Source organism: Streptomyces sp. NPDC097640 (assembly GCF_040302705.1).
In the GTDB taxonomy this organism is placed as follows: Bacteria; Actinomycetota; Actinomycetes; order Streptomycetales; family Streptomycetaceae; genus Streptomyces.
The window spans coordinates 120,718-141,405 of sequence record NZ_JBEOSB010000018.1 but is presented as its reverse complement, the minus strand read 5'-3'; the positions used below and the strand labels follow the sequence as shown (position 1 = coordinate 141,405).

Genomic DNA, 20,688 nt, shown 5'->3' with positions numbered 1-20,688 from the left:
CTGGGTCGTGTCCGCATAGTCGCGTCGGATCAGCCCGCGGCGCGGGGGCACCTCCCAGCGGTAGCTGGGGGCGCGTGCCAGGCGTCGCGGGCCCGGCGGGACTATGCGGACACGGCCTAGCGCCGACCGGGGCCCGGGTGCCGCAGGGCCGTGGTGAGATCGCTCAGATACGCCGAGACCGGCCCGAGGGTCAGCAGGCCGCTGCCCGCCCCGGCCAGTTCCGCCGCCGCGGGGGTGAGCTCGCGGTGGGCGCGCTCCATCGTCTCCCGGTCGCCGACGGCGACGGCAGCCCGGGCGGTCAGGCACCACAGCGCCTCGAACAGCAGGTCGCGGGGTGGGTCAGGGGCCTCGCGCAGCGCCGCCGCGGCCTCGTCGCGGCGGTCCTGGGCCAGCAGCGCCAGGGGGCGGACCCAGGGCGCGTAGGGCCCCCAGTCGGCGTGCCGGTCGGTGTGCGGGTCGTTGTGCGGGTCGTTGTGCGGGCTGGACCGGACGGGCAGCGCGCGCCGGGTGCGCAGGCACAGCAGCGCGAGCGGCAGCAGACCGCGCTCCAGCCCGGGCATGCCGGCGCCGTCCAGCCGCGCGGCGGCGCTCCGGTAGGCGGCCTCCGCCGCTGCTTCCGTCGCGTCGCCCGTCGCGTCACCCGTCGCGTCGAGCCGCAGCGCGGCGTACCACCCCGTGAACACGCCGACCAGCGGCAGCTCATGGCGCTCGGCCAGGCGGTCCGCGGCGGCCGCGTGGCGGTCGGCCCCGGCGAAGTCCGCCAGTGCGCTGCGGGCCTGGAGCCGGACGAGGTGGCCGAGGACCTCGAAGGTGGTCAGGCCGTGCCGGGCGGACAGGACGATCAGCTGGGCGCCGATCGCGTCCCGGCGCGGCGCCAGACCGGCGCGGTGGAAGGTCTGCATGAACGTGGCGTTGAGAGCGAACGCCAGCAGCGCGGGGTCGTCCAGGCGGCGGGCGAGCTCCTCCGCCTGCCGGGCGGCCTGGGGACCGCGCGCGGCGCGGGTGCCGCGCGACTCCAGGGCGATCGTGGCCAGCAGCCGGGCCCGGACCGCCTCGTGCCCGCCGGGCGGCAGGGTGGCCAGGGCGCGCTCCGCCGCCGCGATGACCTGCGCGGCCTGCTCCGGGTCGTCGACCCGCGTCCAGACGGCCGGGACGTCGTACGCGCCGATCACGCGGGCCGTCAGCTCCGCGTCGGCCAGCTCCTCGGCCGCCGTGATGGCCGCCACGCGGTGTCGCCGGGCGGTCTGGAGGCCGCTGCCGCCGGTCACCGCGAGGCTGCGCAGCAGCCCCACCGTCGACTCCAGACGCGCCCGGGCACCGGAGGGCACGGTGCGGTCGTAGGCGGCGGCCGTACGCGCCCACACCCGCCCCGCCGCCCCGGCCGGGCCGGGGTCGAGGTGGGCGGCGTGGCCGAGGATGTCCGCCTCCAGGCCGCGCAGCCGCGGGCCGGGGTCCACCCCCAGCTGCTCGGCCAGGAGCGTGCGCGCGCGGCGCAGCACCGCCAGCGCGTCGCCCTGGCGGCCGGAGCGGTACAGCGCCAGGGCCAGCAGCCGCCAGGCGTCCTCGCGCCAGGGGTGCTCGGCCACGTGCGCGTCCAGGTCGGCCGCCGCCTCGGCGGCCAGGCCCAGTGCGACCCGGGCCTCGGCCCGCCGCTCGACGGCGTGCAGCCGCAGCTCCGTCAGGCGGGAGCGCTCCGCGCGGGCCCAGGGCTCGTCGGCGAACTCCGCGTAGGCGGGCCCGCGCCACCACTCCAGCGCCTCGTCCAGCCGTACGAACGTGTCCTCGGGAGGCAGCGCCGCGGCGGCGGCCACCGCCCGTTCGAAGCCCCAGGCGTCCACCGCGCCCGGGTCGGCGCGCAGCGCGTACCCCGGCCCCTCGGTGACCAGCAGCCGGGCCGGAGCGCGGGGCGGGCGCTCCGGTTCCAGGGCGCGCCGCAGGCCGGCCACGAAGGTGCGTATCGCGCCCACCGCGTCGGCGGGCGGCTCCGCCCACAGGTCCTCGGCCAGGCGGCGGACCGGGACCACACGGCGGCGGGCGACGATCAGCCGGGCCAGCACCGCGCGATGCCGTGGCCCCTTCAGGGCGATCGCGCCCCCGGCCCCGTCCCAGGCCGCCACCGGACCCAGCACGCCGAACAGGAACCGCACGCCTGACCACCCTTTCCGGACCCGGGGCAGTGCCCTGGCCACGGTAGCTCGCTCATCCGATGCTCATCCGCGCCCGGCACGCTGACGACCACGGCGGATCCTCACTCCCAGCCCCCAACTCCCAGCCCCCTCGAAACTCCCAGCCGCACGAAACTCCCAGCCCCACGAAAGAGGCGGAACCATGGCGCCTGTCATCGCCGGCTTCGACCACCAGCGAGTCCCCGTCGCCGACGGAGTGTCCCTCCACGCGGCCGTCGGCGGTTCGGGCCCTCCGATCGTGCTGCTGCACGGTTTTCCGCAGACCCACCTGATGTGGCGGCACGTCGCCGCCGACCTTGCGGCCGACCACACCGTCATCTGCCCTGACCTGCGCGGCTACGGCGCCAGCGACAAGCCCGCCGACCCCGACGGCACCGCCTACGCCAAGCGCACCATGGCCGCCGACATCGTCGCCCTGGCCCGAGAGCTGGGCCACGAGCGGTTCGCGCTGGCCGGGCACGACCGCGGCGCGCTGGTCGCCTTCCGCGCCGGCCTCGACCACCCGGCGGCGGTCACCCACCTGGCCTGCCTCGATGTGCTGCCGACCCTGGACATGTGGGAGGCGCTGCACGGCACCATCGCGGCGGTCGGCTTCCACCTCTACCTGATGGCCCAGCCGCCCGGGCTGCCCGAGCGGCTGATCTCGGCCGCCCCGGACGCCTTCTTCGGCCACTTCCTCGACCTGTGGGCGGGCGACCCGCGTGCCGTCCCGGCCGACGTCCGCGCCGCGTACCTGGACGCCTGCCGTGGGGCGGTGCCCTCGATCGTCGCCGACTACCGCGCCTCCGCCGGGATCGACACCGACCACGACCGGGCCGACCGCGCCGCCGGCAGCCGGCTGCGGATGCCGGTGACCGTGCTCCAGCAGGACTGGGGCGCCGCTCTGGGCTACGACGCGGCCGCGCTGTGGGGCGCGTGGGCGCCGGATCTGCGGCACACCACCGTCACCTGCGGCCACTTCATGGCCGAGGAGGCCCCCGCGGACATCGTGAAGGCCCTGCGGGCCCTGCTCGCCCGCTGAAGGCCGGGGCGGCGTCGCCCGGACGGCCGAGGCGCCCCCGAGTCGCCCGAACGACAGGGGCGCCCCTGAACGGCCGCGGCGGCCGGGCCGTACGACGACGGCCCGGCCGCCGCGGCCATGACGGTCACGACGACGGCGCGCTACGACGGGCCCGCCCCGTCCGCACCGGCCCCTACACCGGGCCGGCCAGCACCGACACCGCCTTGGCGAGCGGCACCCCCGAGCCGTCGCGGCGCGGATCGGGCTCCGGCAGCGGCACCGGGGTGCCGGTCGGCGTGGCCGCGCGGGCCGGTGTCGCGCCCGCCCAGGCCAGGACCAGGCAGTCCTCGCCCTTCAGGAACCGCTGGCAGCGCACCCCGCCGGTCGCCCGGCCCTTGCGCGGGTACTGGTCGAACGGCGTGAGCTTGGCCGACTGCTGCACCGAGTCGTCGAGCGTGCCGTGCGCGCCGGCGACCGTGAACACCACCGCGTCGGACGCCGGGTCGACGGCCGTGAACGAGATCACCTTCGCGCCCGAGCCCAGCTTGATCCCGGCCATGCCGCCCGCGGGGCGGCCCTGCGGCCGCACCTGGGCGGCCGGATAGCGCAGCAGTTGTGCGTCGTCGGTGATGAAGACCAGGTCCTCCTCGCCCGTGCGCAGCTCCACCGCGCCGACGATCCGGTCGCCCTCCTTGAGGCCGATGACCTCCAACTCGTCCTTGTTGGCGGGGTAGTCGGGGACCACGCGCTTGACGACGCCCTGCTCCGTGCCGATCGCGAGCCCGGGTGAGGACTCGTCGAGTGTGGTGAGGCAGACGAGCTCCTCGCCGTCCTCCAGGGTCAGGAATTCCGCGATGGGCGCCCCGCCCGCCAGGTTCGGGGCCCCGGGCGTCTCCGGGAGTATCGGCAGATCGACCACGGCGAGCCGCAGCAGCCGCCCGGACGAGGTCACCGCTCCCAGGTCGCCTCGGGCCGTGGCCGGGACCGCCGAGATGATCACATCGTGCTTGACGCGCTTGGCCTGCCCCTCGCCCGGGAACGGCTCGCCGTTGGCCGTGCGGGCCAGCAGGCCGGTGGAGGACAGCAGCACCCGGCACGGGTCGTCGGCGACCTCCAGCGGCACCGCGGTCACCGGGGCGTTCGCCGACTCCTGAAGCACCGTGCGGCGCGGCGTGGCGAACTTCTTGGCCACCTGGGCCAGTTCCGCCGACACCAGCTTGCGCAGCTCGGCGTCCGAGTCCAGGATCCGGGTCAGCTCCTCGATCTCCGTCTTGAGGCGGTCGCGCTCCGACTCCAGCTCGATCCGGTCGAACCTGGTCAGCCGGCGCAGCGGAGTGTCCAGGATGTACTGCGTCTGGATCTCGGAGAGCCCGAAGCGGGCGATCAGGGACTCCTTGGCCTGCGCCGCGTTGTCGCTGGAGCGGATGATGCGGATGACCTCGTCGATGTCGAGCAGGGCGACCAGCAGCCCCTCGACCAGGTGCAGCCGGTCCCGCCGCTTGCCGCGCCGGAACTCGCTGCGCCGCCGCACCACGGTGAAGCGGTGGTCGAGATAGACCTCCAGCAGCTCCTTGAGCCCGAGCGTGAGCGGCTGGCCGTCCACCAGCGCGACATTGTTGATGCCGAAGGACTCCTCCATCGGCGTCAGCTTGTAGAGCTGCTCCAGCACGGCCTCGGGGTTGAAGCCGTTCTTGACCTCGATGACCAGGCGCAGTCCGTGCTCGCGGTCGGTCAGGTCCTTGACGTCCGCGATGCCCTGGAGCTTCTTGGCGCCGACCAGGTCCTTGATCTTCGAGATGACCTTCTCGGGGCCGACCGCGAAGGGCAGTTCGGTGACGACCAGGCCCTTGCGGCGTGCCGTCACGTCCTCCACCGCTACCGTGGCGCGGATCTTGAAGGTGCCGCGCCCCTTCTCGTACGCGTCCCGGACGCCGCCCAGGCCCACGACCCGGCCGCCGGTCGGCAGGTCGGGGCCGGGCACGAACCGCATCAGGGTGTCCAGGTCCGCGCTCGGGTGCCTGATCAGATGGCGGGCGGCGGCGATCACCTCGCCCAGGTTGTGCGGGGGCATGTTCGTCGCCATGCCGACGGCGATCCCGGAGGCGCCGTTGACCAGCAGGTTGGGATAGGCGGCGGGGAGCGCCACCGGCTCCTGCTCGCTGCCGTCGTAGTTGGGGGTGAAATCGACGGTGTCCTCGTCGATCGACTCCGTCATCAGCGAGGTCGCCGAGGCCATGCGGCACTCGGTGTAGCGCATCGCGGCGGGCGGGTCGTCGTTGCCCAGGGAGCCGAAGTTCCCGTGGCCGTCGACCAGCGGGACGCGCATCGAGAAGGGCTGGGCCATACGCACCAGCGCGTCGTAGATCGACGCGTCGCCATGGGGGTGCAGCTTGCCCATGACCTCGCCGACGACCCGGGCGCACTTCACGAAGCCGCGCTCGGGCCGCAGGCCCATCTCGTTCATCTGGTAGAGGATGCGCCGGTGCACCGGCTTGAGCCCGTCCCGGGCGTCGGGAAGGGCGCGCGAGTAGATGACCGAGTACGCGTACTCAAGGAAGGAGCCCTGCATCTCGTCGACGACGTCGATGTCGAGAATGCGCTCCTCGAAGTCGTCCGGCGGAGGGGTCTTTGTGCTGCGGCGGGCCATCGCGCTTGCGGCTCCTTCAACTGCCGAGGCGGGATCTGACGCCGACCATTGTGGACCGGACCGCAGACAAGTGTGGAACGGGCCATGGTCAACGCCCCCTCGCCGACCGTTCCCAGGGCCCCCGCGGCGCCGTCTCGGGAGCGCGTCGGGGAGCCCCCCGGGGCACGCCGGGGGCGCGCCGGGAGCCGCTCGCGCGGTGTTCCGGCGGCCCGCCGGCGAGATTCGCCCGGCGGGAACTTCGCCAGATGTCCGTGCGCTTGCATACAGTGACAGGACCGCACTTCACGCGGCTCGCACGCGCTCCATCACGCGATCGAAGGGACGTACATGCCCATGGGTCACACGGCCACGGAACAAGCCGGCTCCGGCGGCCTGACAGCGACCGAGCACCGGCTGGCCAACGGCCTGCGGGTGGTGCTCTCCGAAGACCACCTGACCCCGGTCGCGGCGGTCTGCCTGTGGTACGACGTCGGCTCGCGCCACGAAGTCAAGGGGCGTACCGGGCTGGCTCACCTTTTCGAGCACTTGATGTTCCAGGGCTCGGCGCAGGTGAAGGGGAACGGCCACTTCGAGCTGGTGCAGGGCGCCGGCGGCTCGCTCAACGGGACGACCAGCTTCGAGCGGACCAACTACTTCGAGACGATGCCGACCCACCAGGTGGAGCTGGCGCTGTGGCTCGAGGCGGACCGCATGGGCTCGCTGCTGACCGCGCTGGACGAGGAGAGCCTGGAGAACCAGCGCGACGTCGTCAAGAACGAGCGCCGCCAGCGCTACGACAACGTGCCGTACGGCACCGCGTTCGAGCGCCTGGTCGGCATGGCCTACCCCGAGGGCCACCCGTACCACCACACCCCGATCGGCTCGATGGCCGACCTGGACGCGGCCTCCCTGGAGGACGCGCGCGAGTTCTTCCGCACGTACTACGCGCCGAACAACGCGGTGCTGGCGATCGTGGGCGACATCGACCCCGAGCAGACCCTGGCCTGGATCGAGAAGTACTTCGGCACCATCCCCTCCCACGACGGCAAGCGCCCGCCCGGCGACGGCACCCTGCCCGAGGTGATCGGCGGACAGCTGCGCGAGGTCGTCGAGGAGGAGGTGCCGGCCCGCGCCCTGATGGCCGCCTACCGGCTGCCCCACGACGGCACCCGCGAGGCCGACGCCGCAGACCTGGCGTTGACCGTCCTGGGCGGCGGGGAGTCCTCCCGCCTGCACAACCGCCTGGTGCGCCGCGACCGTACGGCGGTGGCCGCGGGCTTCGGCCTGCTGCGGCTGTCCGGCGCCCCCTCGCTCGGCTGGCTGGACGTGAAGACCTCGGGCGGCGTGGAGGTGCCCGACATCGAGGCCGCGGTCGACGAGGAGCTGGCCCGGTTCGCCGAGGAGGGGCCGACCCCGGAGGAGATGGAGCGCGCCCAGGCCCAGCTGGAGCGCGAGTGGCTGGACCGGCTGGCCACGGTCGGCGGCCGCGCCGACGAGCTGTGCCGGTTCGCGGTGCTGTTCGGCGACCCGCAGCTGGCGCTGACCGCCGTGGAGCGCGTGCTCCAGGTGACGGCCGAGGAGGTGCGGGCCGTGGCCCAGGCCAGGCTGCGCCCCGACAACCGCGCGGTGCTGGTGTACGAACCGCTCCAGGGCGCCGAGCAGGCCGAGGCCGACGCCGCCACGGACGACGACGCGGCAGCCGACGACAACGACGCAGAAGGAGAGTCGGCCCAGTGAGCGACGCCGTCACCACCACGATGACCTTCCACCCGCAGCCGCTGGGCGGCGCCGCCAAGCCCTGGGCCTTCCCGGCCCCCGAGCGCGCCGAGCTGTCCAACGGGCTGGCCGTGCTGCGCTGCCACCGCCCCGGCCAGCAGGTCGTGGCCGTGGAGGTCAACCTCGCGGCCCCACTGGACGCCGAGCCGGCCGGGCTCGACGGCATCGCCACGATCATGGCCCGCGCGCTGTCCGAGGGCACCGACAAGCACACCGCCGAGGAGTTCGCCGCCGAGCTGGAGCGCTGCGGCGCCACCCTGGACGCACACGCCGACCACCCCGGCCTCCGCGTGTCCCTGGAGGTCCCCGTCTCCCGGCTGCCCAAGGCGCTCGGCCTGCTGGCCGACGCGCTGCGCGCGCCCGCCTTCCCCGAGGGCGAGGTCGAGCGGCTGGTGCGCAACCGCCTGGACGAGATCCCGCACGAGCTGGCCAATCCGGCCCGGCGCGCCTCGATGGCGCTGTCCAAGACGCTGTTCCCGGCCGAGTCCCGGATGTCCCGCCCGCGCCAGGGCACCCAGGAGACCGTCGAGGGCATCGACGCCGCGGCCGTGCGGGCCTTCTACGAGGCGCATGTCCGCCCCTCCACCACGACCGCCGTGGTCGTCGGCGACCTGACCGGCGTCGACCTCGACAAGGCGCTGGCCGACACCCTCGGCGCCTGGACGGGCGGCGCCGCCGAGCCCCGCTCCATGCCGCCGATCACCGCCGACGACACCGGCCGGGTGATCATTGTCGACCGGCCGGGCGCGGTGCAGACCCAGCTGCTCATCGGGCGGATCGGCGCCGACCGCCACGACCGCATCTGGCCCGCCCAGGTGCTGGGCACCTACTGCCTGGGCGGCACCCTCACCTCGCGGCTGGACCGGGTGCTGCGCGAGGAGAAGGGCTACACCTACGGCGTGCGCGCCTTCGGCCAGGTGCTCCGCTCGGCGGCCCCGGACGCCTCCGGAGGGGGCACGGGCGCCGCGATGCTGGCCATCAGCGGCTCGGTGGCCACCGAGGTCACCGGTCCCGCCCTGGAGGACCTGTGGAAGGTGCTGGGCACGCTCAAGGAGGAGGGTCTGACGGACGCCGAGCGCGATGTCGCCGTGCAGAACCTCGTCGGGGTGGCCCCGCTGAAGTACGAGACGGCGGCCGCGGTCGCGGGTACGCTGGCCGACCAGGTCGAGCAGCACCTGCCGGACGACTTCCAGGCGCACCTGTACGCGCGCCTCGCGGAGACCGGCACGGTGGAGGCGACGGCCGCGGTGGTGAGCGCCTTCCCGCCCGACCGGCTGGTCACGGTGCTCGTGGGCGACGCCTCGAAGATCGAGGAGCCGGTCAAGGAGCTCGGCATCGGCGAGGTGAGCGTCATCCAGGGCTGACCTGGAGATGACCCGGGGGTTTACCCCAGGTTGACTTGAGGCCGACGCGCCCGGCCGCCCTCGCGAGCTGGGCGAACGGGCCGCCGGGACAAGGACCCTGGCGCCGTTTCAGGCGCCGGGGTTTCCTTTTGTTGCCGTTTCGCCGGTCGTTTCGCCCGCTTTATAGCAGAGGTTGCCCATCTGGGGGGTCGTGTCTGTGGGGAAACCAACAAAAGAGCGGAACCGTTTGGTGATCGAAAGCGGTCCCGCTTAGCGTCAGTCCGGTTGCCCGCCCGAGACACGCCGCGCCCGCGGCACGGACAACCATCGCCGAATCCCCGTACGGCGCGAGCCAGGGGAACCGGGGAACCAGCCTCACCCGTTGCCGCCCGCGGCGCCGGAGGGGCGATTCCCAGGGGTGAATCGGACGCCTTCCCCGCGAGGGGCGAGGGGCCCGTAGGAGACCTTCCTGCTCCGAACCCGTCAGCTAACCCGGTAGGCGAGAGGGAAGGAAAGGAGTGCGCCGCTTCATGGCGATCACCCGTACCACCGGGAAGCACCGCCGCCCCGGACGCGCCCCCCGTACCGCCCGCTCCGGCGCCAACCTGGCGGGCATAGCCACGCTGGCCGCCTCCGGCGTGGTCGCCGGCTTCGCCGCCCCGGCGCTCGCGGCCTCGGACGACGGGCGCGGCGCCGAGGACACCGGGCTGCGCCAGGCGGTCGCCATGGGCGACGAGCTCGCCGACCAGGTCGCCGCCCAGGCGGAGACCCAGCAGTCCTTCGCCGCGGAGGCCGCCGCCAAGGCGCAGGCCGAGGCCGACGCCCGCAAGGAGGCCGCGCGGCTGGCCGCGGAGGCGAAGCGCAAGGCCGAGGCGGCCGCGAAGAAGGCCAAGCAGGAGCGCGAGGCCAAGGAGCGCGCGGCGCGCGAGGCGGAGCGCAAGCGGCTGAACATGTTCGTGCTGCCGGTCTCCGGCTCGTACCTCTCCACCAGCTACCAGGCGTCCAGCGGCCTGTGGTCCTCCGGCAGCCACACCGGGGTGGACTTCCACGCCGCGTCCGGGACCTCGGTGCACTCCGTGGGCTCCGGCACCGTCGTCGAGGCCGGCTGGGGCGGCGCCTACGGCAACAACATCGTGATCAAGATGAACGACGGCACCTACACCCAGTACGCGCATCTGTCGTCCCTCAGCGTCTCCGTCGGCCAGGCGGTCACCCCTGGCCAGCAGATCGGCCTGTCCGGCGCCACGGGCAACGTCACCGGGCCGCATCTGCACTTCGAGGCCCGCACGAGCCCGGACTACGGCTCGGACATCGACCCCGTCGCCTATCTGCGCTCGCACGGCGTCAACATCTGATCAACCGCACGCCGCCCGAAGGCCCCCGGTCCCACGGACCCGGGGCCTTCGGTCTGTCCGTCCCTCCACCCGCTGCCTGTCCGCTCGTCTGCTCGTCCTGGCCAAAAAATATCCATGAAATCCCCCCGCCCATCGGAAATTCCAGCCGCTTAGAATAGAGTCGCTGAACACGCGTCAATCGGCTGCGTTTCGCGGAGATTAAGGCGGAGGTTCGACAATGCGGGACCGTAAGTGAACGGCGATACGACCGCGGTCCACGGCAGCCGCCGGATTTCGGCGCACGCGGTGTGTACGGCGATCCGCGACGACATCGTCTCCGGCACCTTCGCGCCGGGCAGCCGGCTGACCGAGGAAGTCCTCGCCCGGCGGTACGGCGTCTCGCGCGTGCCCGTGCGCGAGGCCCTGCGCACCCTGGAGTCGGAGGGCTTCGTGACCACCCGCCGGCACGCGGGCGCCTGCGTGGCTCAGCCGTCCGACCGGGAGGCCGCCGACCTGCTGGACATCCGCGCGCTGCTGGAGCCGCTGGGCGCCGCCCGGGCCGCCCAGCGCCGCACCGAGGCGCATCTGAAGGTGTTGCGCGGCCTGGTCCGGCTGGGCCAGGAGCGGGCCCAGCGCGGTCAGCTGGGCGAACTGCGTGCGCTGAGCGACTGGTTCCACGAGACGCTGGCCCAGGCGTCCGGCAGCCCGAGCCTGGCCGGGCTGCTGGTGCAGCTGCGGCGCAAGATCGCCTGGGTGTACGCGGTGGAGCCGGCCCGCCGGTCCGCGCCGCCCGTCCCGGGCGCCCCCGGGCGCCCCGACTTCTCGCTCAGGGCCGTCGAGTCCTGGAGCGAGCACGGGGCGCTGGTCGACGCGGTGGCGCGGGGCGACGCCGACCGCGCCCGGACGCTCGCCGCGGCCCATGCCGAGCGCTCGATGTCGGAATACCGGCTGCGCCGCCCCTCCCGCGTGAGAACTTCGAAACATTCCGTAAACAATGCGGGCGCCCGGAATTAACAGCGGCCCCGTATACAACTTCTTGGAATTATCGCCGATGTGTCGCGGCCGTAGATTTCCGCGGCCGCTGATTTCGTGTCCCCGTATTCAGGTGGTGTGTGCGGTGCGCGGGCGGAAAACATAAAACAACGCGGCCGCGGTCGCCCGGAATGGGGCACCGCGGCCGCGCTGCGCGGCCGTGCCGAATCGATCCGCCGACGGCGGAGCCGGAGCCGGAGCCAGTCAGACGGTCTCCGGCAGCTCCTCGAGCCCCTCGCCGACCAGCTTGGCCAGGCGGTCGAGCGCGACCTCGGCGTCCTCCGCCTCCGAGGCGAGGACGACCTCCTCGCCGCCCTGGGCGCCGAGGCCGAGCACCGCGAGCATGGACGCGGCGTTGACCGGGGTGCCGTCCGCCTTGGCGATCGTGATGGGGACGCCGGAGGCGGTGGCCGCCCGGACGAAGATCGACGCGGGGCGGGCGTGCAGGCCCTCGGCCCAGCCGATGTTGACGCGGCGCTCAGCCATGGTGTTGCCCTTCAGAAGCGGTGTGGTTGTTGTCTAGACCAAATCATACGGTGTCGGTGTCTGTGTCTGCCCGGAAGGTGTCCGAGTGGGCCCGAGCGTGCCCGTACGGGTCCGATACGGACCTTCCCTCGACACCTCCTCTTCACGCAAGAGGGGTCCGCCATTCGGATGTCCGGATCACTTTCCACCCGCTTTCCAGCCGCGCCGTAGGCTGGGCCCCATGCGGCCCCCGTCCGGCACCCACGCCTATCCGGCCCACTGGGAGGCCGACGTGGTGCTCCGCGACGGCGGTACCGCCCAGATCCGCCCGATCACCGCCGACGACGCACAGCGCCTGGTCAGCTTCTACGAACGGGTCTCGGACGAGTCCAAGTACTACCGCTTCTTCGCGCCCTACCCCCGGCTCTCCGATCGCGACGTGCACCGCTTCACGCACCATGACTACGTCGACCGGGTGGGCCTGGCCGCCACGGTCGGGGACGAGTTCATCGCCACCGTCCGCTACGACCGGATCGACGGCCAGGGCCTGGCCGCGACGGGCCCGGCCGACGAGGCCGAGGTCGCCTTCCTCGTCCAGGACGCCCACCAGGGCCGCGGGGTGGCCTCCGCCCTGCTCGAGCACATCGCCGCCGTCGCCCGCGAGCGCGGCATCCGCCGCTTCGCCGCCGAGGTGCTGCCCGCCAACACCAAGATGATCAAGGTGTTCACGGACGCGGGCTTCACCCAGAAGCGCAGCTTCGAGGACGGCGTCGTCCGGCTGGAGCTCGACCTCGAACCCACCGACCGCTCCCTGGCCGTCATGCGCGCCCGCGAGCAGCGCGCCGAGGCCCGCTCCGTACAGCGGCTGCTCGCCCCGGGCTCCGTCGCCGTCATCGGCGCCGGGCGCGCCCCGGGCGGCGTCGGCCGCACCGTGCTGCGCGGCCTCCTGGACGGCGGATTCACCGGGCACGTCCACGCCGTCAACAGCCGCTTCCCCGGGGAGTGGAAGCGGCTGGACCCCGAGGGCGTCCCGGCCCACCGCTCGATCCGCGAGATCGACGGGCCGGTCGACCTCGCCGTCGTCGCCGTCCCCGCCGACCAGGTGCCCTCCGTGGTCGCGGACTGCGGCGAACACGGCGTCCAGGGCCTCGTCGTGGTCTCCGCCGGCTACGCGGAGAGCGGGCGCGAGGGCCGCGACCGCCAGCGCGAGCTGGTCCGCCAGGCGCGCACCTACGGCATACGGATCATCGGCCCCAACGCCTTCGGCATCATCAACACCGCCGACGGCGTGCGGCTGAACGCCTCCCTCTCGCCCCGGCTGCCCGCCCCCGGCCGGCTCGGCCTGTTCACCCAGTCCGGGGCGATAGGCATCGCGCTGCTCTCCGGTCTCGACCGGCGCGGCGCGGGGACCGCGGGGGTCTCCACCTTCATCTCCGCGGGCAACCGCGCCGACGTGTCCGGCAACGACCTCCTCCAGTACTGGTACGACGACCCGCGGACGGACGTCGCCCTGATGTACCTCGAGTCCATCGGCAACCCCCGCAAGTTCACCCGGCTCGCCAGGCGCACGGCCGCGGTCAAGCCGGTCGTGGTCGTCAAGGGCGCCCGGCACAGCGGCAGCGCCCCCACCGGCCACGCCGTGCCCGCCACCGGCATCCCGGACGCCACCGTCTCCGCTCTGCTGCGGCAGGCGGGTGTCATCCGGGTCGACACCGTCACCGAGCTCGTCGACGCCGGGCTGCTGCTCGGCTCCCAGCCGCTCCCCGCCGGCCCGCGCATCGCCATCCTCGGCAACTCCGAGTCCCTGGGGCTGCTCACCTACGACGCCTGCCTCACCGAGGGGCTGCGCCCGCTGCCGCCCCGCGACCTGACCACGGCCGCCACCCGCGACGACTTCCGGCGAGCCCTGGCCGCGGCCCTCACCGACGACGCGTGCGACGCGGTCGTCGTCACCGCCATCCCCTGGGTCGGCGACGCGGACGCGGCCGACCTCGCCGGGGCGATGCGGGGCGCGGCCGCCGAGGCGGCGGCGGGCGGCGCGGCCAAGCCGGTGGCGGTGGTCCACCTGGAGATCCCGGGGCTCGTCGAGGCCCTGGCCGCGCCCTGGGGCGCCCCCGGAGCGCACGGGGGAGAGGAGGGCGGTGAACCCTTCCCGGCCCCGCGGATCCCCGCGTACCCGGCCGCGGAGCGCGCCGTACGGGCCCTCGCCGAGGCCGTGGGGTACGCGCGGTGGCGACGGCAGGCCGAAGAAGAGCCGGGGCGGGTGCCCCAGTACGAGGACATCGACGAGGCGGGGGCCGCGGCCGACATCGACGTGCTGCTCGCCCCGTCCGACTCGGCCGAGGCGGCCCCGCCCGGCGGCCCCCGCCCCGAGGTCCCGGCCCCGCCCCCCGTCAGCCTGTCCGCCCCCGACGCCCAGCGCCTCCTCGCCCGCTACGGCGTCAGCGTGCTGCCCGCGTTCCCCGCCCCCGACCCGGACGCCGCCGTACGGGCCGCGGCCCGGCTCGGCTTCCCCGTCGCCCTCAAGACCACCGCGCCCCAGCTGCGCCACCGCGCCGACCTCGGGGGTGTGCGGCTCGACCTCGGCGGGGAGGCGGAACTGCGCCGGGCCTACGCCGAGTTGACCGGGTACCTCGGCGCCCCCGAGGAGCTGCGGCTTGTCGTGCAGCGGATGGCCCCGCGCGGCGTCGACACGGTCGTACGGGCCGCCATCGACCCCGCCGCCGGGGCGGTGCTCTCCTTCGGGCTCGCCGGAGCCCCCTCCGAGCTGCTCGGCGACACCGCGCACCGGCTCGTCCCGGCCACCGACCGGGACGCCGCCGAGCTGATCAGATCCATCCGGACCGCGCCGCTCCTGTTCGGCTGGCGCGGCTCAAGACCCGTCGACACCGCGGCGCTGGAGGAGCTCCTGCTGCGGGTGTCCCGACTGGTGGACGACCATCCCGAGGTGGTCGGCGTCGACCTGGAACCGGTCGTCGTCGCCCCGCACGGCCTGTCCGTGCTCGGCGCGGCCGTCCGGTTGGCCCCACCACCCCCGCGCACCGACCTCGGCCCCCGCCACCTCCCCAGCTATTGACCCCGCCGTGGGCATGGCCGGCATGGGCGCCGGTGTCGGCGCGGGCCCGTAGGATGGGCACATGGCGAAGACCGGTACGACGACCAAGGGGCTGCGCGCGGCGATCGAGCGCAGTGGCTATTACCCGGCACTCGTTGCCGAGGCGGTGGAGGCCGCTGTGGGCGGTGAGCCCGTCGTCTCGTATCTGGTCCACCAGGAGACCACCTTCGACTCCAACGAGGTCCGCCGCCATGTCACGGTCCTCGTCCTGACCGGCACCCGCTTCATCGTCAGCCACACCGACGAGCAGGCCGCCGACGGCACCTCCCCGTCGCCGTACGCGACCACCTCCACCGAGTCGGTGAAGCTCCAGCGGATCTCCTCGGTGGTGCTCAGCCGGGTCGTGGCCAACCCCGAGTCGTACACCCCCGGCACGCTGCCCCGCGAGGTGGTCCTCACCATCGGCTGGGGCGCCGTCAACCGTCTCGACCTCGAGCCCGCCGCCTGCGGCGACCCCAACTGCGAGGCCGACCACGGCTACACCGGCTCCTCCACCGCCGACGACCTCAGCCTGCGGGTCAGCGAGGCGGGCGACGGCCCCGACAGCGTCCGGCAGACTCTCGCCTTCGCCCAGTCGCTCTCCGAAGCCACCGTGGACACGCCGGACGCCGGCCGCTGATGTCCGACTTCTCCGCGGGCTCCACCACTGCCTCCCCATGGCATGAGCCCGAGCCGCTCGACCCGCGCTCCGCCCCCGTGCCCCGCTACGGCACGGGCTCGCTCGCCGATCTGCTGCCCGCCGTCGCCGCGGGCCAGGGGGTCCCGGGCCTGCCGTCGCTGTCCCCGGGCCTCGCCCTCGCGCCCGCCGACCGCGTCTGCGTCTTCCTGGTCGACGGCCTCGGCTGGGAGCTGCTGCGCGCCCACCCCGCCGAGGCGCCGTTTCTGACCTCGCTGCTGGCCGGCTCGCTGGGCGGCACCGGCGAGCCCATCACGGCGGGCTTCCCCTCCACCACCGCGACCTCGCTGGCCTCCGTCGGCACGGGCCTGCCGCCCGGCGCCCACGGCCTGCCCGGCTACACGGTGGCCGACCCCGCCACCGGCGGGCTGATGAACCAGCTGCGCTGGCAGCCGTGGACGGACCCGCACGCCTGGCAGCCGTACCCCACCGTCTTCCAACTGGCCGACGCCGCGGGCGTGCACACCTGCCAGGTGTCCGCGCCGACCTTCGCCGAGACCCCGCTCACCAAGGTCGCGCTGAGCGGCGGCACCTTCCACGGCCGGCTGACCGGCGAGGAGCGCATGGATCTCGCGGCCGAGCAGCTGGCCGCGGGCGACCGCTCGCTGGTGTACACGTACTACAGCGAAGTCGACGGCAAGGGGCACCGCTTCGGCGTCGACTCCGGCGAGTGGCGCGCCCAGCTGCGCTATGTGGACGGGCTCGCCCAGCGCCTCGCCGAGCAGCTGCCGCCCCGCTCCGCCCTCTATGTCACCGCCGACCACGGCATGATCGACATCCCCTTCGACCCGGAGTCCCGGATCGACTTCGACGAGGACTGGGAGCTGCGGGCCGGCGTCGCCCTGCTGGGCGGCGAGGGCCGCGCCCGCCATGTGTACGCGGTCCCCGGCGCCGCGGGCGATGTGCTGGCCGTGTGGCGCGAGGTGCTCGGCGACCGGATGTGGGTGGCGAGCCGCGACGAGGCCATCGAGGCGGGCTGGTTCGGGCAACCCGACGCCGCCGGCGGCGGCGTGGACGAGCGGGTGTACCGGCGGATCGGCGATGTGGTGGCCGCGGCCAGCGCGGACGTCGCGATCGTCGCCTCGCGGACCGAGCCGAAGGAGTCGGCGATGGTGGGGCTGCACGGCTCGATGACCCCCGTCGAGCAGCTCGTCCCGCTCCTCGAAGTACGCTCCTGAGCCGTTCCTCCGCCCGCCCCGCTCGCCTGCCCGCCCCTCCCGTACGAAAGGCCTCACCACTCCCATGCCCGAGCTGGTGTTCTTCTCCGGAACCATGGACTGCGGAAAGAGCACCCTCGCTCTCCAGATCGAGCACAACCGCTCGACGCGCGGGCTCCAGGGCATGATCTACACCCGGGACGACCGGGCGGGCCGGGGCAAGCTCTCCTCGCGGCTCGGGCTGGTCACCGAGGCCGTCGAGGCGGGGGACGACCTGGACTTCTACGCCCATGTCGTCGGGACGCTCACGGCCGGGGGCCGCGCCGACTATGTGATCGTGGACGAGGCGCAGTTCCTCGCCCCGTCCCAGATCGACCAGCTCGCCCGGGTCGTGGACGACCTCGGGCTCGACGTCTTCGCCTTCGGTATCACCACCGATTTCCGCAGCAAGCTCTTCCCCGGCTCACAGCGCCTGGTCGAACTCGCGGACCGGATCGAGGTGCTCCAGGTCGAGGCGTTGTGCTGGTGCGGGGCCCGCGCCACGCACAACGCCCGTACCGTCGGCGGCGAGATGGTCGTCGAGGGCGCCCAGGTGGTCGTCGGCGACGTCAACCAGCCCGGGACCGAGGTGGGTTACGAGGTGCTGTGCCGGCGCCACCACAGCCGCCGCATGACGGCCGCCGCCGCCCGCGCCGCCGCGCTGTCGCCCGACGTCCTCCCCGTAGACCTGACGTCCCTGGCCCCGGCCCCGATCCCCGCCCCCGCGTCCGGCGACACCGGCGAAACGCCCTGGACCGCCTCCTAGCCGTCTGTCAGCCGTCCGTCAGCCGTCCGTCCCGACCAGGGTGAAGGCGGCCCCCTCCGGGTCCGTGACGGTGGCCGTACGACCCCTCGCGCCGTCCTGTGGCGGGAGGACCACATAGCCGCCCAGCTCGGCCACCTGGCGCACCGCCTTGTCCACGTCCGTCACCGCGAAGTGGGTCCGCCAGTGCGGGCCCCGGTCGCGCGGGAGCGCGCCGCCCAGGCCGTGGATCGCGGCCACCGGCCGCCCGCCCACCCGCAGGGTCCGCACATCGGATTCGGATCCGGGGGCCGTGCCGGGGCCGTCGGACCGGCGGGGAGAGGGCTCGCTGTCGCAGCCGAAGACCATGTCGTAGAACGTGCCGACGGCCGAGGACTCACGGGTCATCAGCTCGTGCCAGACCGGGGAGCCCGGCACTCCGCTCTCCTCGGTGCCCAGGCCCTCGCGCTCCTGCCACACGCCGAAGGCCGCGCCCTCCGGATCGGCCGCGAGAGCCATCCGGCCCGCGTCGTCCGCGTCCAGCGGGCCCACCGCCACGGTGCCGCCGCACGCGCGGATCAGCTCCGCCGTCTCGTCGACGTCGTCGGAGGCCAGATATGTCGTCCAGGCGACCGGGAGATGGCGCTCCGGAGGCAGCTCGCCCAGCCCGGCGACCGGCCGGTCGCCGATCCGCGCGCGGACATACGGGCCCAGGTGCCGTGGCCCCGGGGTGAACTCCCAACCGAACAAGGCGTGGTAGAAGTCCTGCGTCGCGGCCAGGCTGTGCACCATCAGGCTCGTCCAACAGGGCGTGCCCGGTGTGCGCCGGGTCGCTGCCTCGGTCATCTTCACTCTCTCCTCGGACCATTGTGGTGTCCGTACGGCTTCGGCCCGCCCGCTGGTGTGCGGGGCGGTGGTGGGGGTGGTCGCGCCCGACAGATATTTGCACCACCTGTCGCGGCGCGCGCCCTGGCCGCGCCGCAATTCGCGGCTCCTGCCAGGACAATGCCCGCTTTCGGGCCGGGCATCCGTTTCCGAGCCATGGTCGCGGGGGGTCCGTCAGCTGTACGGCGGGTGATCGAGTGGGCCAATAGTCGCAGTCACATCTACGCAAGGATGGTTCCCATGAATGCCATCATCACCGCATCCGATCTCATGGATGAGTTGGCGGGGGAGCAGCCGCCGCTCCTCCTGGACGTCCGCTACCAGCTGGGCGGCCCGCCCGGCCGCCCGGCGTACGAGGCCGGGCACCTCCCCGGCGCGGTCTACGTCGACCTCGAGGCCGAACTCGCGGGCCCCGCGGGCGCGGCCGGCCGCCACCCGCTGCCCGATCTGTCCGTCTTCGCCGCCGCGATGCGCCGGGCCGGAGTCCGCGCGGACCGGCGCGTGGTGGCGTACGACGGCGGACAGGGGTGGGCCGCGGCGCGCGCCTGGTGGCTGCTGCGCTGGGCGGGCCACCCGTCCGTACGCGTCCTCGACGGTGGCCTGGCCGCCTGGACCGAGCAGGGCGGCCCGCTGAGCACCGAGGCGACCGCCCCGCCCGAGGGCGACTTCGAGCCGCGCCCCGGCGGCCTGCCGCTGCTGGACGCGGACGGCGCGGCGGCGCTGGCCCGGCGCGGGGTGCTGCTGGACGCGCGGGCGGGCGAGCGGTACCGGGGCGAGGTGGAGCCGATCGACCCCGTGGCCGGGCACATCCCCGGGGCGGTCTCGGCGCCGACGATGGAGAACGTCACCCCCGAGGGCCGGTTCCTGCCCGCCGAGCGGCTGGCCGAGCGCTTCGGCGAACTCGGCGCCGCCGAGGGCACCGAGGTGGGGGTCTACTGCGGCTCGGGCGTCTCGGCCGCGCACCAGGTGCTGGCCCTGGCGGTCGCGGGCGTCCCGGCCGCCCTGTACGTCGGCTCCTGGAGCGAATGGTCCGCCGACCCCGCCCGCCCGGTGGCCACCGGCCCCGACCGCGGCTGAGGTCCCCACACCGGGCCAACGCGACCGGGCCCCGCCGTCGGAGCGACGGCGGGGCCCGGTACGGCTGCTGCTGCCGCTAGTCCTGCTTCTTGCGGCGGGTGCCGAAGACGATCTCGTCCCAGCTCGGCACCGCCGCCCGGCGGCCCGGACGCACGCCGTCCGCCTCCGCCTGACGGTCCGTGGTGCCGGTCAGCCGGTCGCGGTGCCCGGCGACCGAACGCGGCATCAGGACGTCCGCGTACGCCGAGCCGGCGCTCGCCGCCGGGGCCGGCGGCTCGACGGTCTCCGGCTCCTCGGCCGGCTCGTCCGGCGGGGAGGAGATGCCCGGCGGCTCCGGCACGATCATGTCGCCGCGGAAGTTGGGCACGGCTTCCAGCAGGCTGGTGAGCGAGTCCCGCTCCCCGCCGAGCCCGTCGTCCACCGAGGCGGACGCCGACGCGGACTCGGAATCGCCGTCACCGCGCTCGGGCGCGCCCAGCCGGTCCCGGTCGCGGTCACGCGGCAGCCGGGCGATCCGCGGCACGAAGGGGAAGCTCGGCTCCGGGGTGTCGTCGGCCTCGCCGATCAGCGCCCGGGCCTCGTCGTCGACGGCCTGCACCAGCCGCCGGGGCGGGTCGTAGGTCCAGCTGGCCGAGTGCGGCTCCCCGGCCACGCGGTAGACCAGCAGCACCTCCCAGGTGCCGTCGTCACGCCGCCAGGAGTCCCACTGCGCGGTCTCCTTCTCGGCGCCGCGCAGCAGCAGCCGCTCCGCGACCGCCTCGCCGAGCTGGGGCCCGGCGTTCTCGCCGGGGCGGCGCACGGGTGTCTTGCGGGCGCGCTCGGCCATGAAGGCGCGCTCCGCGAGCACCGGTCCCTCGAAGCGGCGCACGCGGTCGACGGGGATGCCCGCCATCTGCGCGACCTCTTCGGCCGAGGCGCCGGCGCGTATACGGGCCTGGATGTCACGCGGCCGCAGATGGCTCTCGACCTCGATCTCGATCTGGCCGAGCCGAGCGCGGTCGTTGCGCACGGCAGCGCGCAGTCGCTCGTCGATGGGAAGTGTGTACTCCGTGCTGTCCGCAGCCTTGAGCACCAGCCGTGTGCCGTCGTTGCTGACGGCCACGACACGCAGTTCGGGCATGGGGACCTCCCGGGTGGTGCCTGCCGACGTCACGGTTGCGTCGCTGCTCTCCCGCTAGACGAGTGTGGCCTGCCCGGGTGCAGCCTGCCACAACTTTGCCGAGTTGCCCGGCGTG

At 74.2% G+C, this 20,688-nt stretch carries 15 protein-coding genes and 1 riboswitch; of the genes, 10 read left to right on the top strand and 5 right to left on the bottom strand.

The genetic code is table 11. From position 1 onward, the window contains the following. Nucleotides 1-116: 116 nt before the first annotated feature. Entirely contained in the window at nucleotides 117-2,147 is a 2,031-nt protein-coding gene (locus ABTY62_RS27410; protein ID WP_352132065.1) for an AfsR/SARP family transcriptional regulator, read from the bottom strand. 181 nt (nucleotides 2,148-2,328) lie between these two features. Here ABTY62_RS27410 and ABTY62_RS27405 point away from each other — a divergent pair, with 181 nt between their 5' ends. Continuing rightward, nucleotides 2,329-3,207 carry an alpha/beta fold hydrolase gene (locus ABTY62_RS27405; RefSeq protein ID WP_352132064.1) on the top strand — a complete coding sequence of 293 codons (879 nt, stop codon included), beginning with the start codon at nucleotides 2,329-2,331 and terminating at the stop codon, nucleotides 3,205-3,207. Between the two features lie 172 nt (nucleotides 3,208-3,379). On the opposite strand, the gene ABTY62_RS27400 is transcribed toward ABTY62_RS27405, so the two are convergent. Next, nucleotides 3,380-5,833, bottom strand: coding sequence for a DNA gyrase/topoisomerase IV subunit A (locus ABTY62_RS27400; protein ID WP_352132063.1), 2,454 nt, complete (start codon nucleotides 5,831-5,833; stop codon nucleotides 3,380-3,382). 327 nt (nucleotides 5,834-6,160) lie between these two features. On the opposite strand from ABTY62_RS27400, the gene ABTY62_RS27395 reads away from it, so the two are divergent. The 4 genes from ABTY62_RS27395 (at nucleotide 6,161) to ABTY62_RS27380 (ending at nucleotide 11,279) form a co-directional block, all read left to right on the top strand. Then, nucleotides 6,161-7,549, top strand: coding sequence for a M16 family metallopeptidase (locus tag ABTY62_RS27395; protein ID WP_352132062.1), 1,389 nt, complete (start codon nucleotides 6,161-6,163; stop codon nucleotides 7,547-7,549). A gap of 20 nt (nucleotides 7,550-7,569) precedes the next feature. Next, entirely contained in the window at nucleotides 7,570-8,952 is a 1,383-nt protein-coding gene (locus ABTY62_RS27390; protein WP_352132128.1) for a M16 family metallopeptidase, read from the top strand. A 297-nt stretch (nucleotides 8,953-9,249) separates the two neighbouring features. Beyond that, a riboswitch (cyclic di-AMP (ydaO/yuaA leader) is annotated at nucleotides 9,250-9,448 on the top strand. Between the two features lie 13 nt (nucleotides 9,449-9,461). Then, a complete protein-coding gene (locus tag ABTY62_RS27385; RefSeq protein WP_311723770.1) occupies nucleotides 9,462-10,286 on the top strand; it encodes a M23 family metallopeptidase in 825 nt (274 codons plus the stop codon). A 231-nt stretch (nucleotides 10,287-10,517) separates the two neighbouring features. Then, entirely contained in the window at nucleotides 10,518-11,279 is a 762-nt protein-coding gene (locus ABTY62_RS27380; protein ID WP_352132061.1) for a GntR family transcriptional regulator, read from the top strand. Nucleotides 11,280-11,501: 222 nt separating this feature from the next. Here ABTY62_RS27380 and ABTY62_RS27375 read toward each other — a convergent pair whose 3' ends face one another. Then, a complete protein-coding gene (locus tag ABTY62_RS27375) occupies nucleotides 11,502-11,783 on the bottom strand; it encodes an HPr family phosphocarrier protein (RefSeq protein ID WP_352132060.1) in 282 nt (93 codons plus the stop codon). Between the two features lie 220 nt (nucleotides 11,784-12,003). On the opposite strand from ABTY62_RS27375, the gene ABTY62_RS27370 reads away from it, so the two are divergent. From ABTY62_RS27370 to ABTY62_RS27355, 4 genes are all read left to right on the top strand, one after another. Further along, nucleotides 12,004-14,838, top strand: coding sequence for a bifunctional acetate--CoA ligase family protein/GNAT family N-acetyltransferase (locus tag ABTY62_RS27370; protein ID WP_352132059.1), 2,835 nt, complete (start codon nucleotides 12,004-12,006; stop codon nucleotides 14,836-14,838). A 61-nt stretch (nucleotides 14,839-14,899) separates the two neighbouring features. Then, nucleotides 14,900-15,496, top strand: a complete 597-nt coding sequence (locus tag ABTY62_RS27365) for a DUF5998 family protein (protein WP_311723766.1) — start codon at nucleotides 14,900-14,902, stop codon at nucleotides 15,494-15,496. After that, nucleotides 15,496-16,731, top strand: coding sequence for an alkaline phosphatase family protein (locus tag ABTY62_RS27360; protein WP_352132058.1), 1,236 nt, complete (start codon nucleotides 15,496-15,498; stop codon nucleotides 16,729-16,731). Before ABTY62_RS27365 ends, ABTY62_RS27360 begins: the two co-directional genes overlap by 1 nt. A gap of 64 nt (nucleotides 16,732-16,795) precedes the next feature. Next, nucleotides 16,796-17,515: a thymidine kinase gene (locus ABTY62_RS27355; protein ID WP_352132057.1), complete on the top strand. Its 720-nt coding sequence runs from the start codon at nucleotides 16,796-16,798 to the stop codon at nucleotides 17,513-17,515. A gap of 18 nt (nucleotides 17,516-17,533) precedes the next feature. Here the strand turns inward: ABTY62_RS27355 and ABTY62_RS27350 are convergent, their stop codons facing one another. Beyond that, nucleotides 17,534-18,337 (bottom strand): VOC family protein, encoded by an 804-nt coding sequence (locus ABTY62_RS27350; protein ID WP_352132056.1) that lies wholly within the window; start codon nucleotides 18,335-18,337, stop codon nucleotides 17,534-17,536. Between the two features lie 279 nt (nucleotides 18,338-18,616). Between ABTY62_RS27350 and ABTY62_RS27345 the strand changes: the two genes are divergently transcribed. Continuing rightward, nucleotides 18,617-19,453 (top strand): sulfurtransferase, encoded by an 837-nt coding sequence (locus ABTY62_RS27345; RefSeq protein WP_352132055.1) that lies wholly within the window; start codon nucleotides 18,617-18,619, stop codon nucleotides 19,451-19,453. Between the two features lie 76 nt (nucleotides 19,454-19,529). Here the strand turns inward: ABTY62_RS27345 and sepH are convergent, their stop codons facing one another. After that, nucleotides 19,530-20,606 carry a septation protein SepH gene (sepH, locus tag ABTY62_RS27340; RefSeq protein ID WP_502997528.1) on the bottom strand — a complete coding sequence of 359 codons (1,077 nt, stop codon included), beginning with the start codon at nucleotides 20,604-20,606 and terminating at the stop codon, nucleotides 19,530-19,532. Nucleotides 20,607-20,688: the final 82 nt, after the last annotated feature.